10 protein-coding genes are annotated in these 13599 nt (G+C 41.9%); 4 read left to right on the top strand and 6 right to left on the bottom strand.

Going from position 1 to position 13599, the window contains the following annotated elements:
• Nucleotides 1-767 precede the first annotated feature (767 nt).
• Genes H8744_RS16060 through H8744_RS16050 form a run of 3 tightly spaced genes read right to left on the bottom strand, consistent with a single transcriptional unit; the run spans nt 768 to nt 5630 of the window.
• Nucleotides 768-1724 (bottom strand): D-2-hydroxyacid dehydrogenase, encoded by a 957-nt coding sequence (locus H8744_RS16060; RefSeq protein WP_262435812.1) that lies wholly within the window; start codon nt 1722-1724, stop codon nt 768-770.
• 25 nt (nt 1725-1749) lie between these two features.
• On the bottom strand, nt 1750-3021 hold the full coding sequence (locus tag H8744_RS16055; RefSeq protein WP_262435811.1) for a replication-associated recombination protein A: 1272 nt from the start codon (nt 3019-3021) through the stop codon (nt 1750-1752).
• 20 nt (nt 3022-3041) lie between these two features.
• A complete protein-coding gene (locus tag H8744_RS16050; RefSeq protein ID WP_262435810.1) occupies nt 3042-5630 on the bottom strand; it encodes a DUF5686 and carboxypeptidase-like regulatory domain-containing protein in 2589 nt (862 codons plus the stop codon).
• A gap of 141 nt (nt 5631-5771) precedes the next feature.
• Here H8744_RS16050 and H8744_RS16045 point away from each other — a divergent pair, with 141 nt between their 5' ends.
• A complete protein-coding gene (locus H8744_RS16045) occupies nt 5772-6911 on the top strand; it encodes a glycosyltransferase (RefSeq protein ID WP_262435809.1) in 1140 nt (379 codons plus the stop codon).
• 6 nt (nt 6912-6917) lie between these two features.
• On the opposite strand, the gene H8744_RS16040 is transcribed toward H8744_RS16045, so the two are convergent.
• A complete protein-coding gene (locus H8744_RS16040; protein ID WP_262435808.1) occupies nt 6918-8006 on the bottom strand; it encodes a UDP-N-acetyl glucosamine 2-epimerase in 1089 nt (362 codons plus the stop codon).
• Between the two features lie 84 nt (nt 8007-8090).
• Here H8744_RS16040 and H8744_RS16035 point away from each other — a divergent pair, with 84 nt between their 5' ends.
• Nucleotides 8091-8714, top strand: a complete 624-nt coding sequence (locus H8744_RS16035) for a trimeric intracellular cation channel family protein (protein WP_262435807.1) — start codon at nt 8091-8093, stop codon at nt 8712-8714.
• A gap of 59 nt (nt 8715-8773) precedes the next feature.
• On the opposite strand, the gene H8744_RS16030 is transcribed toward H8744_RS16035, so the two are convergent.
• Nucleotides 8774-9259 (bottom strand): DUF4251 domain-containing protein, encoded by a 486-nt coding sequence (locus H8744_RS16030; RefSeq protein ID WP_262435806.1) that lies wholly within the window; start codon nt 9257-9259, stop codon nt 8774-8776.
• 386 nt (nt 9260-9645) lie between these two features.
• On the opposite strand from H8744_RS16030, the gene H8744_RS16025 reads away from it, so the two are divergent.
• Together H8744_RS16025 and H8744_RS16020 are read left to right on the top strand one after the other, a co-directional pair.
• Entirely contained in the window at nt 9646-10149 is a 504-nt protein-coding gene (locus H8744_RS16025) for an RNA polymerase sigma factor (RefSeq protein WP_262435805.1), read from the top strand.
• 270 nt (nt 10150-10419) lie between these two features.
• On the top strand, nt 10420-12195 hold the full coding sequence (locus tag H8744_RS16020; protein ID WP_262435804.1) for a hydroxymethylglutaryl-CoA lyase-like TIM-barrel protein: 1776 nt from the start codon (nt 10420-10422) through the stop codon (nt 12193-12195).
• Nucleotides 12196-12345: 150 nt separating this feature from the next.
• On the opposite strand, the gene H8744_RS16015 is transcribed toward H8744_RS16020, so the two are convergent.
• Entirely contained in the window at nt 12346-13596 is a 1251-nt protein-coding gene (locus tag H8744_RS16015) for a type IX secretion system plug protein (RefSeq protein ID WP_262435803.1), read from the bottom strand.
• Between the last annotated feature and the right edge of the window lie 3 nt (nt 13597-13599).

The raw sequence follows: 13599 nt of genomic DNA, 5'->3' as shown, positions 1-13599 counted from the left end.
TATTGTGATTTATAATTATTAACGTTTGTGGTAAGTGTAGGCAGGAGACTGCTTTGAATCGCTTAGCGGTGAGTTTCATCAATTTGCAGGGCATATCTGTTTGATTATGCCGATAAGTAGACCATTTCACCTGTCTCCGTGGTTGTGTCGAGATAATGGAATTCCTCTGTCATCGCCAGGGGAATGTATGCCGAAGGCTTACGGACGAAGGCGGGCATTCTTATTGATATGATTCTGTCAAAATAGCAAATTGAATTTATAAGGCTGCCATACGGAGTTTTTCCGACCGTTCGTTGGGATTGATGGAAAAGAATCGATTGTGGGGCAATCAGCCGTTTTCATTTAGATAGCAAAAAGAAAGGATAAGTGACTTTTATGTTCGCTTATCCTTTCTTATTATGTGTGGTTGAACATCCTCGTAGGAATTTTAGTTTGAGTATGCTACTTCAAGATGATCTTTGGCAAAGATGCAACTAGAATAAAATAGCTCAGTTATCCTTCCTTTTCAATGCTTAAGGCATGTATATCGGTGAGGAAAGTACGGTTCCTCGGTGGGGAAGAGGCCGTTCATTACCGGGGAACCGATCCTTCCTCGGTGACAAACTGTTTTTATCTCGGTGTCACATTGACCTAAATACGGTTTGTGATGTACTTATAGACGGTTTGTCCTCATCGTCTTTCTCTGTTTCAGGGTCAAAACTCCGGTTCCCATCTCTGTTTCACCTTTTTATAGAAGGAGGCCTGTTAGCAAGAAACGGAATTTACCGTCATTTTGCTACGTTATTTACTGGTTTACCTGCCACATAGCCTTTCAGGTTTTCCAACATGATTCCCATCAAACGTTCGCGGGCAGCAGTAGTTGCCCAAGCGATGTGCGGAGTGATGTAACAATTGCGGGCAGTCAACAATGGATTGTCTGCACGGGGTGGTTCGGTTGAAAGTACATCTACGCCTGCTGCATATATCTTTTTATTATTCAGGGCATCAGCCAAGTCTTGTTCGTTTACTAACGGGCCGCGTCCGGTATTGATTAGAATGGCCGTTGGTTTCATCAGAGACAATCGGTGGGCATTGACCAATTCACGGGTCTGTTCGGTCAGCGGACAATGTAAACTGACAATATCGCATTCACGGAATATCTGATCCAGTTCCATCTTCTTTATTTCCGGAGGCAATTGCAAGCGCGACTTGGATGTGTATGCCCATACCTTCATTCCGAAGCCGATGGCGATACGGGCTGTATTGTATCCTGTTTGTCCTAGTCCGATAAGACCGATTTTCTTTCCGAGCAATTCAATGAGTGGAGTATCCCAGAAGCAGAAGTCGGCACTATTTGTCCAACGTCCTTTGTGTACTTCCTCGGAATGATGTTGCACTTGTTGGGTGATGTTCAGGATATGTGCGAATACCATCTGTCCTACGGACGGGGTACTGTATGCCGGTATATTGGTGACAACGATACCGCGTTCGCGAGCTGCATCGATATCGATGACATTATATCCTGTGGCAAGTACACCGATATATTTCAGATCGGGCAATGCTGCCATGTCTTCTGCTGTGATTGCCACTTTGTTCGTAAGCAGTACTTCTGCACCTGCTGCACGTTCAAGGACTTGTTCGGGTGAGGTACGGTCATAAATCGTACATTCTCCCATCGCTTTCAATTCGTCCCAGGATAAATCGCCTGGATTTGCGGCATAACCGTCTAATACTACAATCTTCATGGAATAATTTTTTAAGAATCACAATTCATTGTTTATACTTATCTCCCCATAGCTGTTGCATGCGTTCGGCATGTTTTTGCTCCGCAGCATTCGCTTGGGGATGCCAAATTTGTTTGTTTGCCAGTCCATCGGGCAGAAATTGCTGCTTCACGAAGTTGCCTTCATAATTGTGGGCATACTTGTATTGCTCACCGTATCCCAACTGTTTCATCAATTTGGTCGGTGCATTGCGCAGATGCAAGGGAACCGGCAAGTTACCCGTTTCCCGAACCAAAGTTAATGCGTCGTTGATGGCGTTGTATGCCGAATTGCTCTTAGGGCTTGTCGCCAGATAAATAGTTGTTTCAGCCAATGGTATCCTACCTTCCGGCCAACCTATCTTCATGAGCGTGTCGAAACATGCATTGGCTAATAGCAGTGCATTCGGATTGGCAAGTCCGATATCCTCGGCAGCCGATATGACCAAGCGGCGGGCGATGAAAGCAGGGTCTTCGCCCCCTTCCACCATTCGTGCCAGCCAATAGATGGCACCGTCTGGATCACTTCCGCGTATGGATTTAATAAAGGCCGAGATGATGTCGTAGTGCATTTCACCGTCTTTATCATAAGCAAGGGGATTCTGTTGCAAACGTTCGGTAACCATCTCGTCGGTGATCACCACGGTTTCTTCTGTTTCCGATTCAACCACCAGTTCCAGTATGTTCAGCAGTTTCCGGGCATCCCCTCCTGAAAAGCGGAGCATTGCACTGGTCTCTTTCAACTCGATATGGCGTTCTTTCAGTATGCTGTCGGTTGTGATGGCGCGTTGCAGCAGTTCCAGTAAATCTTCTTTTTCCAAAGATTTCAACACATAAAGCTGACAGCGGGATAGGAGAGGACGGATCACTTCGAAAGATGGGTTCTCGGTGGTTGCACCGATCAGTGTAACTGTACCGTTTTCTACCGCACCCAGCAGTGAATCTTGTTGCGATTTGCTGAACCGGTGAATTTCATCTATAAAAAGGATAGGGCTTGCCTGCGAAAAGAAACGATTGTTTTTGGCACGGTCGATCACTTCACGCACGTCTTTAACACCGGAACTTACGGCACTCAATGTGTAAAAGGGTGTTTCCAGCTTGTTTGCGATAATTTGCGCAAGAGTGGTTTTTCCTACCCCCGGAGGTCCCCAAAGGATGAATGAAGAGATCCGGCCCGCATCGATCATCTTACGCAGGATAGCACCCGGTCCGACTAAGTGCTTCTGACCTATATATTCATCTAATGTTTTTGGCCGAAGCCGTTCTGCTAATGGTTGCACGTTATTAAGCGATTAATTGTTTAGAACACCATTACCACCATGAACCGTATGCCCCATTTATTAATGTCGGGATTGTCACGGTAAGTCAAGCGGTGTACATATTCAACATGTAGAAGTTTGAAAATGTTGTAGATTCCCACACTTGCCTCCATATAAGGTATTTTCGGGTCCATCACATGACTGGTGTACTTTCCGTCACGCATAGGAAAGAGGAACAATTCGGGATTGTCACTCTTGAACGGATTGTTTTTGTCGGTCAATGTTCCCCAAAGTGCCCTGAACCGGAACATCTCTCTCCACTTCAACTTCTTCAGCAACGGGATTCGATTGAATAGTTTTCCGTTCATGTCGTACGACAAAGAAACCGAGGCGAAACGGTCGTTCAGGAACTCCATGTTATTGATAAGGGAGAAAGTTTCACGTTGGGTGATGTACGAAAGATTTGCTTCCGGCAGAATCAGTAACGGAAAAGGAACCGTGTTCCATTCGGCACCACCTTTCAGGCTGATATCTACTTTACCCCAAGAGGAAGGCAGCCAGACGCGTTTCCATATGCTTGCTTCCGTACGGTTGAAATTATATTCCCCACCGAGGACTCCTTTAAATCCCGAAGTATGGGTCAGTGTAAAGATCGGTGCATCCAGGGATACGGGGATCCGGCGTTGTTTCGAATTGACGAAAGATTCCCCGGGGGCATAGCGAAGTGTTACGCTTGCCTCCGCGGTAGTAATGTCATGGATCGGTTTCTCGTTCGGCAATGGCATTTTGTCCGGACTGTCGTTGTTAGGCCAGTATTTCAGGTTGCCGGTCGGTTCATCATTACGGTGGCGAAGCATGGCTTTGACACCGAATCCGGTATGAGTTTCCAGTTCGTAATTGATCGTAGCGTCACGCATGTATGACATCTGGTCTACGGTTGTTGTCTTCCAGGAAAGGAATACGTTGTCTTTGTCCGTAAAGAGGAACTTATCCATCGGTGACATCACATCGTAGCCATAGGTGGCTGAAATGAAATGCTTGGGAAATTCCCATACGACATAGTCTCTTTTGTTGAACGAGTAGGTCAGTGTTCCGCTGTATTTCCAACGGTGGTCTTTGAAACCATAGGCTCCATAACCGTTGACAAACCAATGCGGGTTGAGGTTGGCGGTAGTCATGCCGCTTAACCGCAAGCGCAAACCATCGATGTAATTGCTTGAAATAGTGGTGTTGATGGGTCCGAAATCGAACTTGCTTTTCTTTTTCGGTCCAGTGGTCTCAACGAAGTTCTCGATCAGAGCTTTTGCTCCGAAGATGATATATTTGAATCCCGGTATCTGTTCGATCCGGTTCATGAATATATCCATGCTGCTTTCGGTCTTGGTCAGCGGTACTTGCCGTACTTCCGCCCAGTACTCATCACTCTTCGAAAGCATGTCCGATTCTTTGATGACTGAACCTTTCATGCGGAAATATCTTGCTTCGATGGGATCGAACTTGTAATTGCTGTATTTCGTAGTACGCTGCACCTGCAATCCTCCGGTTGCTTTTACCAAAGACAGATCGACTAGCATGTCATCATCTTTCAGTACCCAGTTCCCGTTAGGCAATTGTTCGTATTGCTGCACAATGTCCATGCGATTGACAAAGTTTACGCCTGTCTTTTTGGGCAGATTCATGACGCACTTTTTTACTGCATAGGTAGAATCTTTTAATACGTAAAGATGTCCCGTGAATCCGAAGTCCTGTGAATTTTGGGGAACGAACGAGACGTGAACGCAAGTGTCCCGATCCACAGTCAATGTGTCCATCAGATAATATTTATAAAAGTTGAGGCCCTCTTTGGCTATCGGGCTGGTGAAACGTCTTTGAAGTAGACGTATCTCGTCATCGTAAATGTTGACGTTAGTGAAGACATCCTGTAGAACTGTGCCTAACATGTCACCGGTGGAAAAGAATTCGTTGATGCCATTAGAATTCATGCCTTTGATGACAGTCTTTTTGCTTTCCGGGTCTTTCCGGAAAAGTGTCTGCGAGGACGTTTCTTGTATGGATATGGGGAGAATCAGACTGTTCGTCACTTCCGATACTTCGATTTGATCTTTTAGAAAAGCGTATTTCTTATAGATTCCCTTTTCTAACTTCTCCGGAGTGATTTCGTTAAGGGACATCTTCATCTTCTCGTATTGGTCGTACTGGTAATATTCGTTTACTTCCAGCCTTTGTGCCTTTTTATGCTCGATCACCTTGCGCATGAAATCTACGGCCGGATTATTCTTTTTGGAGTACTTCTCCTTTTTGGGCTTTACTGTCACTTCGCTTAACATTACATCGTCCGGGGCCATTTGTACGTTCAATATTTTCTGTCCCGGTGACAGTTTTACCACTTTGGTGCGATACCCGATCGAGGAGAACGTCACTTCATTCCAACCTCTGCGTGTTTCTATCTGATATTCTCCATTTGCATTGGACACTCCACCGACTCCCTTTCCTTCGTAATATACAGAGATATACATTAATGGTTCGTGTGTTATCGAGTCTGTGATAACCCCTTTTAGCTGTGCAAATGCCTGCGAAGCAGTAATTATGAGCAGGGATAACAGGATAAGTTTTCTATATTGTTGTTTCATATACTTCAACATGAGGCCGCAAAGTTAGCAAATTACTGTTAATCCTCATGCTAATATTAACTAAGAAATAAGAGGAATGTTTAAGAATGAACCGATTAAATGCTATATTTGTGCAATAATTAATGTAATAATCAATTATTCATGAAACTTCATGTCGTTAGCTTTCAGGTTCCTTATCCGCCTGCATATGGTGGTCTCATTGATGTGTACTATAAGTTAAAAGCCTTAAAAGAAGCAGGTTGTGACATTGTTTTACATACATATAAATACCGGACGGAAGAGGCTCCGCAACTGAATGAAGTGGCTGGGAAAGTCTATTATTATGAACGTTTTACGGGGGTATCTTCTCTGTTTTCATTCATACCGTATATAGTGTACAGCCGTAGGAATCGTTTACTGCTTCAGCGGTTGAATGAAGATGACTCTCCGATATTATTTGAAGGATTATATACTTGTTATTTCTTGGATCATAAAAGTTTGCGATCGCGTTTAAAGCTGGTTCGGACTCATAATGTAGAACATGATTATTATAAACATTTGGGGGATTCTGCAGTTTCATTTTTTAAACGTTGTTATTATAGGCTGGAAGCATGCAAGCTTCGTTCTTATGAAAAACAATTGCGCCATGCGGATGCTATTTTAGCGATCACTCCCTTTGATCAGGAATACTTCTCAAAATGTTATGCACCCGTGCCTGCCGAATGGATACCCTGTTTTTACAATAATATATTGCCCGATACGAGTACCGGTACTGATTCTTATGTACTATATCACGGTAATCTATCCGTAGATGAAAACGTACATGCGGCTCTTTATATATTGAATGATTTACTTCCTTCATTAGATAGGAATATACGGGTGATCATTGCCGGTAAGTCTCCTGCACCTGCTTTGGTAAAGAGAATTGCCGATTTTTCGAATGTTCAATTGATTGCCGATCCTTCCGAGGAAGAAATGCAACGATTAATTGTCCGGGCGCGCATAAACCTTCTTTTGACATTTCAGGATACAGGTATTAAATTGAAGCTTATTCATTCATTATTCAAGGGGCATGGTTTCTGCTTGGTGAATACTCCGATGCTTACCGATTCGGCTTTGGCTCCGTTATGTCTTGTTGCAGATGGAAGGACAGCACTTGTGGAGCAAATAGAACGCTTATATGTCATGGAGCCTTCTGCAGAAGAGGTGGAAAAAAGAATCAGGCATCTGCAGATGATATATGATAATCATGCAAATGCCTGTAAGTTGCTTTCTCTTTGTAAATCACCCAAAAAGCCTTGAGCTTGTTTATTGATGTTCGGAAAGTATCTGTACGATACGGTCTGCTGTCCGTCCGTCCCAACGTTCGGGTAGTTCTCCGTGTTTCCATTCCCCTCGCATCAGTACATCCATTGCGTTGCTTAAGGCCACCGGATCTTCTCCTACTAATTCGTTCGTACCGATACGCCAGGTTTCAGGATGTTCTGAGTAAGTGTTGAGTGTAATGCAGGGAGTGCCCAAGAATGTGGCCTCTTCTGCAACGTTGCCGGAATCGGTAATAATTCCTTTCGCTTTGCTCATCAGGTAGCCGAAGGACAAGTAACTTTGCGGTGGCAGGATATGCAGGTTGGGTGCAGTAATACCCAGGCTTTTGATAGCGTCGCTTACATATGTATGCATTGGGGCGACAATCGGCATGCCTGCTGATTTTTCTATAATGGTTTCGACCAGACTTCTAAGATTGGCTTTGTCGTTAAGAAGAATGCGTCTGTTAAGTGTCAGTAACAGATACTCTCCTTCATTTACTCCTAAGGCAGATAACCAGAGTGGACGGATAAAATGATTGCGATTGTATCGGATATTGTCGATCAGAATATTGCCGACATAATATACGTTCTCTTTTTCCGTGCCTGTCTGATTCAGGTTCCGATTGGCAACCATACCGGCAGTGAACAGATAGTCGGACAACCCGTCGGTTATCATTCGGTTCACTTCTTTGGGCATCTTCATATCGAAAGAACGGGTACCTGCAACAAGATGCGCCACTTTTATCCCTTGTTTTTTTGCGACAATGGCACAGCTCATAGTCGCTGTAAGGTCATCTACGACAAGTACGATGTGGGTGGGGTTTTCTGTCAGCTCTTTGTCAAATGCCACCATGATGCCTGAGGCTAATTGCGTGGGGTTGCTGTCACTGACTTCCAGATACACATCAGGACCTTTCATGTGGAGGTCTGCGAATAACGAAGCATCCAGGCTAGTATCGTCATGTTTCCCGGTGTATACTAACCGGTATGATATACTTCTACCCTGCGCCCGTGCAGCATCAATGGCACGTGTAATAGGCGCTATTTTCATGAAATTCGGGCGTGCCCCGGCAACAATTGTTATTTTCATATCACTTTTCTATCTATTTTCAAGAAACAAATGTACGCTTTCTTGCGGAATTATTTGTTCCTTTGCACACAAAAAACTTTAGCTATGCCCACATTCGTTCAAATACTTGACTTCATTGGTACATTCGCTTTTGCCATCAGCGGGATTCGTTTGGCATCTGCCAAGCGCTTCGATTGGTTCGGAGCTTACGTAGTCGGTTTGGTGACTGCTATTGGTGGCGGTACCATTCGAGATGTACTATTGGATGTTACTCCCGGCTGGATGACTAATCCTATTTATCTTATCTGTACCGGACTTGCATTGATATGGGTTATCCTGTTCGGGAAGTATCTCATCCATTTGCATAATACCTTTTTTATATTCGATAGTATTGGTTTGGCTCTATTCACAGTGGTTGGGGTCGGGAAAAGCGTTGCTTTAGGGTATCCGTTTTGGGTGGCCATCATTATGGGCAGTATTACCGGTGCAGCAGGAGGTGTGATCCGCGATGTATTCATTAATGAAATTCCACTTATTTTCCGTAAGGAAATCTACGCAATGGCATGCGTATTCGGTGGAGTAGTATATTGGGGATGCCACCTGTTGGCGATGGATACCGTTCTTACCCAGATTATAAGCGGGAGCAGCGTCTTTGTTACTCGTATCCTGGCTGTGAAATACCAAATTTGCCTGCCTATCCTTAAGGGGGAAGAGGAGCCGGATATCTAATCCTTGTTTAATTCTTCTTTGTAAGGTTGAGCGAAAACGACGAAGGCTATTGGTTTCCGTTAATCCACTTCTCCTGAAAAACTGATCGATTCACGATTCTGCATATAAACGTTGATGCTTGTCGAACCATTGGAATAGATATTTAAAGAGAACTGAAAGCGGTCTTCATTATTACGGGTTACGAATTCTACTTTGGCAGCTCCCCTTTTGTTCATTTCCATTTTGTACTCATGGATTGGAGCTTTAAAAATCAATCCGTCACCGCCTCCGTAGGGGATGTTGTAAGCACGACCGTAAAAAGGCAGGTAAGAGAATACCGAATCGTTCCTTATCTCCAATGAATAAGGAGATGTAAGATGTACTGATTTCCCACGGCGAGGATAGGCCGTGGAGACATTTATTTTATAATTCTCTGAAATGATTTGTTCTTTCACTTCCTTTTCCCTTTGTTCCTTGCGCTCCTTTTTAGTCGGCTGGCCTATGATATCAGATATTCCGACTATTAACAGAAATAACAGGAAGGTGATTCGTAGATTTGTTTTCATATCATTACTCCTTTTAATTATCAACATCCAAATATAATAATTTGCAGATTAATAGTTACTTATTTAATGAAATTAAACAGAACAAAATAGCCAGAGCCACTAAAAGGAACTTTCGTTGAATGATCTGAGCCGTTTTTAGAATAGAAGTCTATTATAATAAAGGTATAATCTAGTGAAAATGTTATTTGATTTCTGTTATTTTGTATATGAAAGCTTTTGATAGCTATAATTAATCACCTGAATTCTATCAGAAACCACCTAAAAACTGTTATTTGATAGTTTTTGCCCCTAAATGTGACTAATTTACCCCTGCCCAACTCCAAAATTAGCCCTAAACTTGCACCATCGAGAAAGAAACGAAATATTAACCGTAAAAACCATCAAGTATGAAAAGTTTAAGTTTCAGAAAAGATTTAATTGGAGTTCAAGAGGAACTGCTTCGTTTTGCTTATAAATTGACTGCTAATCGTGAAGAAGCTAATGATTTGTTGCAAGAAACATCATTAAAGGCATTAGATAATGAGGAAAAATATATCCCGGATACTAATTTTAAGGGATGGATGTATACCATTATGCGTAATATCTTTATTAATAACTATCGCAAAATAGTTCGTGACCAAACTTATGTAGATCAGACCGATAATCTATATCATTTGAATTTACCGCAGGATTCGGGTTTTGAGAGTACTGAAGGTGCTTATGATCTGAAAGAAATGCATCGGGTAGTGAATTCACTTCCTAAAGAATATAAGATACCTTTCTCTATGCATGTATCAGGATTTAAGTATCGTGAGATAGCTGAAAAACTGGATTTGCCTCTTGGAACGGTTAAAAGCCGTATATTCTTTACTCGACAAAGATTGCAGCAAGAATTAAAGGATTTTGTTTAATCAATAGGTATAAATATATATAGTTTTAGTTTAAAAGAAAAAGAACCGTGTAATGTATTAATCTGTGTTTTAGCATAGCTAATTAATGTTTAATTGTAAGGAGTAAGAGTGTTTTTCATTTCTTACTCCTTTTCTTTGCTGACAATATGATATAAAACATATCTTTTAACCCAAAGATTTTTGTTGCTTTCTTGTCTTTATGTCAAATAAATCACTATTTTTGTAGGGAAAGATGTGTTAACCAAGTTAAATCACTTATAGATTACGGCAATGAAAAAGGAAATTAAATTCAGTCTCGTTTATCGGGACATGTGGCAATCGTCCGGTAAGTATCAACCCCGTGTCGATCAATTAGTGCGAATTGCTCCGTTGATTATTGAAATGGGTTGTTTTGCCCGTGTCGAAACCAATGGAGGAGCTTTTGAACAAGTGAATCTGTTGTATGGAGAAAACCCCAATAAGGCCGTACGCGCTTTTACTAAACCATTTAATGAAGTGGGTATACAGACTCATATGCTCGATCGTGGTCTTAATGGTTTGCGTATGTATCCGGTACCTGCAGATGTACGCCGATTAATGTATAAGGTAAAACATGCTCAAGGTGTAGATATCACAAGAATATTTTGTGGCCTGAATGAGGTACGTAACATCATTCCGTCCATAAAATACGCACTTGAGGGTGGTATGATTCCGCAGGCTACACTTTGTATAACTTTCTCTCCCGTACATACGGTAGAGTACTATGCCGATATTGCCGACAAATTGATAGAGGCCGGAGCCCCGGAGATTTGTTTGAAAGATATGGCTGGTATTGGCCGTCCCGGTATGTTGGGCCGGTTGACAAAAGCAATTAAAGAAAAGCATCCTGATGTGATAATACAATATCATGGTCATAGCGGACCAGGTCTTTCAATGGCTTCTATTCTCGAAGTTTGTGAAAATGGTGCCGATATTATAGATGTTGCTATGGAACCGATGTCGTGGGGTAAAGTACATCCTGATGTGATTTCCGTACAAGCTATGCTGAAAGACAAAGGATATAAAGTTCCTGAAATTAATATGAAGGCATATATGAAGGCTCGTGCCATGACCCAGGAGTTCATAGATGATTTTCTGGGATATTTCATGGATTCTACAAATAAACACATGTCCTCTCTTTTGTTGAAGTGCGGGCTTCCGGGTGGTATGATGGGATCTATGATGGCTGATTTGAAAGGGGTTCATGCAGGTATTAATATGATCCTGAGAAGTAAAAACGAGCCGGAACTCAGTATAGACGATCTGTTGGTAATGCTATTTGACGAAGTGGAATATGTCTGGCCTAAACTCGGATATCCTCCTTTAGTGACTCCGTTCAGTCAGTATGTGAAAAATGTGGCACTGATGAATGTGATGCAATTGGTTAAAGGTGAAGAGCGTTGGACTATGATCGATAATCATACATGGGATATGATTTTAGGAAAGAGTGGACGTTTACCGGGTAAGCTTGCTCCTGAGATAATAGAGTTGGCCAAATCTAAAGGTTATGAATTTGTGGATACTGATCCACAGGAGAATTATCCGGATGCTTTGGATGAATACAAGAAAGAAATGGATGAGAACGGTTGGGAATATGGTCCGGACAATGAAGAACTATTCGAATTGGCTATGCACGACCGTCAATATCGTGATTTTAAATCGGGCGTTGCTAAAAAGCGCTTTGAGGACGATTTACAACGTGCCAAGGATGCAACTATGGCTAAGAGCGGTTATTCAGAAGAAGATATAAAGAAGTTGAAACGCGCAAAAGCTGATCCGATTATCGCACCTGACAAAGGTCAGGTACTTTGGGAAGTTTCTGTAGAGGGACCTTCTACTGCTCCTTTCATTGGACGTAAATATCAGCATGACGAGGTGTTTTGTTATCTCTCTACTCCATGGGGGGAATATGACAAGGTAATGACTGGATTTACAGGCCGTGTAGTTGAAGTATGCGCTCAACAAGGAGCTGTAATAAATAAAGGTGATGTAATTGCATACATTCAGCGTAGTGATATATTTGCTTAATTCTTTATTTTAATCTTAAGAGAGAGTGTGGGATGAGCTTGATCTTTGACTTGTCCTGAAAAGAAAAAGGACTCTGTATCATCGAATTAGGGTGATCAGAGTCCTTTGCTTTGTTTAGTATATTTATGGAAAATATGCGAAGATTACTGATTAGGGTCTATATCTAACAAGTTTCATTCCTATCAGCTTATCATACCTTTCACCGAATGGTCGGCTGTAAACTAAAATCAGATATTCATTTTCGGTTTCATAGAAATTCCCTTCTACTGGTCCAGTTTCTCCCTTGGTGCTACCATCGGGGACATACAGATATAAGTAATTGTATGCTCCTTGTTTCAGAAGTTGTACGGATTCATATGAACTGGTTTCTTCATTGTACTTCATTTCACTTTGTTGATTAAATGTATCATAGGTGAATTCTCCTTCAAGATATAAATTGCCTCCTTGAAAAGGTTTATCCCAAGGAAGGGTGAAATGTACGAAGAAATAATCAGCTTCTATATCATTATCTGTAGCATCATCATACCGTACCAGGAAGTGTCCGTTTTGGTCTTCGTCATATGTGTAATTCCGAATACGTGGTTCGCTGGTAAAGAGAGTTGCATGATAATAGGGATCATGAAATTGTAAACTTTCCACTCCTAAATTGGTAAAACGTGTGCTTACTATTTCAAATCTCCGATATTCATTTCCTGCTGGAAAAATTAATGCACGATTATGTGTATATCGTAATTCATCTGGTCCTACATATGTTGGAGAGATATTAGAGACCATATTATCGACTCGTCCGTTCTGCATTACCTGTATTTTGATCTCCTGTTGCGGATTACGAATCACATATCCTTTATGCTGAATATTGAAGCTGACCTGTTGATGACTTTTGTTTCTGTCTATTTCTGTATCGCTGCTTACTACTGCAGATATACCGACATGTTGTTCCAATACGCGAAAGCATGTTTTAAATATTGGCGTATCGCTATCCGAGTCATCATAAACGGTAACTGTATAGTTCCCGGACAGTGTCATACGCACTTGATTGTTTGGTAATCTGAATTTATAATGTGTGTATGGCATTGTAGTATTAATCGATGTTTCGTAATCATCGATCGGATTGTTGTTAAATCCATCGAGATAATCTAATTCGGACAAATCAGAAGGAGTCCAATCTATATTGCAATGAGAAATCACATATTGATATCGGTGATATTCATGTGACAATTCATCGAAGGAGATTTCAATATTTTCTCCCCGTCCTAAAGTGATGATTGGAGGAGCCAGATAATTATCATTTGCTATTACTTGTACGGTTTGTATATGGGGTGCATAGACTTCGGTACGTTGAGCATACATTTCGCCTGACAGATAGAGGAGAAGAGACAGAAGTGAAAAGTATTTTATCATATT

This window comes from Jilunia laotingensis (genome assembly GCF_014385165.1).
Lineage (GTDB): Bacteria > Bacteroidota > Bacteroidia > Bacteroidales > Bacteroidaceae > Bacteroides > Bacteroides laotingensis.
The sequence above is the reverse complement of the archived record's forward strand: the minus strand, read 5'-3'. Positions and strand labels throughout refer to the sequence as shown.